Here is a 1,624-nt window from a genome sequence, read left to right as displayed (position 1 = left end):
TCGCGATCGTGGGGTAGGGGGTGTGTCCCGCCTCGTCCACGCCGACGTCGGTCACCGACTCGACGAGCTCGTGGGCCTCGAGGTCGGCCTTGAGGGCCTCTTTGTAGGCGAATCCGGCGTCGTCGGCTCCGACGACGATCCGCAGCTTGTCAGTCAACGTTGCTCCTAGGTCGTGGATCAGCTGTTGCCGGATGAGGTACTGGATGAGTCAGCGGAGGAATCGCTGGAGAACAGGGCGTCGCGGACGGCTTCGGTGATGAGCGCGAGCGAGACGGCGCCGGCGTCGGGGGAGCCGACGCTCTTGGCGGTGTGCGAACGCGCGCGGCCCAACCGCGGCGCCAGCGCGGCGGTGGCCTCGGCTCTTTCGCGCGCGACGTCGGCCGCCGCGGTCCATGCGGCGCGCAGGTCGTCGCCGTCCCGGACGTGGGCGGCCAGCACTTCGGCGAACGGGACGAGGACGTCGAGCAGGGTCTTGTCTCCGACCTGAGCCCCTCCCAGCTCGCTGACCTTGGCGGCCGCGGCCCGGACACCGGTGCTCAGGCGCGTCCGATCGGGTGCGTCGTCGTCGCCGAGCTCGTCGGCGATCGCACGGAGGATGACGCCCCATAGCGCGCCGGATGTGCCGCCGGCGCGGTCAGCCCAGGCGTCCGCCGCGCGAGCGAGCGTGGTGCCCGCGCCGGCGCCCTGGTGGGTGGAGGTGTGGGCTGACTTCTGTGCCGCTGTCGCGCCGCGTTGCATGCCGATCCCGTGGTCGCCGTCGCCGGCGATGGCGTCGAGCCGGCCGAGCTCGTCGGTCTGCGCGTCGAGGACCGCACGGATCGAGTCGAGGGCCGAGAGGACCATCGGCGCCGCCGCGCGTGAGTCGGCGCCGGCGGGTGGGACGGGAAGGTCATCGAGGTCGGCCTCGCCGATGTCGGCGGGGGATTCGCCGAGGTCGGCGGGGGAGACATGGCCGTCGGCGTGGTCGCCGGGCGGCGGGTGGTGTCCGGCGGCTGGGCGGTTCTCCGCCGTGGGTGCGGGGAGCTTCCGGTAGGCGGCGGACGCGGCGGGCGCCCGCCACAGCTCATCGAGCTCCCCGTCCAGCCAGGCCAGGGTGAGGGACACGCCGGCCATGTCGAAGCTGGTGACCAGCTCGCCGACCTCGGGCTCCACCACGTCCAGGCCGCGTTGCGAGAGCAGCTGGCCGACGCGCCGGTAGACGACGAAGAGCTCCTCGTACTTCACGGATCCGAGGCCGTTGAGGATCACGGCGACGCGGGAGGTGCCGGTGCCTTCCGGGACCTCTTTCAGGATCGTGTCGACGAGCAGATCCGCCAGCTCGTCGGCGCTGGGCACGTCGGTCTCGTCGATGCCGGGCTCGCCGTGGATGCCCATGCCGACGGCCATGCGTCCGTCGGGCACGGTGAACAATGGCTGTTCCGCGCCCGGCAATGTGCACCCACTGAAGGCGACGCCGAACGAGCGGGTGTGGTCGTTGGCCTTGGAGGCGATCCGTACGACGTCGTCGAGCGGCCGTTTCTGGGCGGCGGCGGCGCCGGCGGCTTTGAACACGACCAGGTCTCCGGCGATGCCGCGGCGGCTGGAGCGTTCCTCGGGCGGGGCGCTGGAGACGTCGTCGGTGACG

General features: G+C 72.3%; 2 protein-coding genes. Both read right to left on the bottom strand.

All coding sequences use genetic code 11. The features are described 5' to 3' along the window. Window positions 1-157, bottom strand: a 157-nt coding sequence (locus ELR45_RS42510) for an RpiB/LacA/LacB family sugar-phosphate isomerase (RefSeq protein ID WP_420813826.1), incomplete at its 3' end; no start/stop codon positions are given. 20 nt (window positions 158-177) lie between these two features. Continuing rightward, a partial coding sequence (locus ELR45_RS05460) for a dihydroxyacetone kinase family protein (protein ID WP_240759174.1) occupies window positions 178-1,624 on the bottom strand: 1,447 nt, incomplete at its 5' end.

It is taken from the genome of Phytoactinopolyspora endophytica, assembly GCF_004138495.1.
GTDB classification, from domain to species: Bacteria; Actinomycetota; Actinomycetes; order Jiangellales; family Jiangellaceae; genus Phytoactinopolyspora; species Phytoactinopolyspora endophytica.
This window is presented reverse-complemented; position numbering and strand designations above follow the sequence as displayed.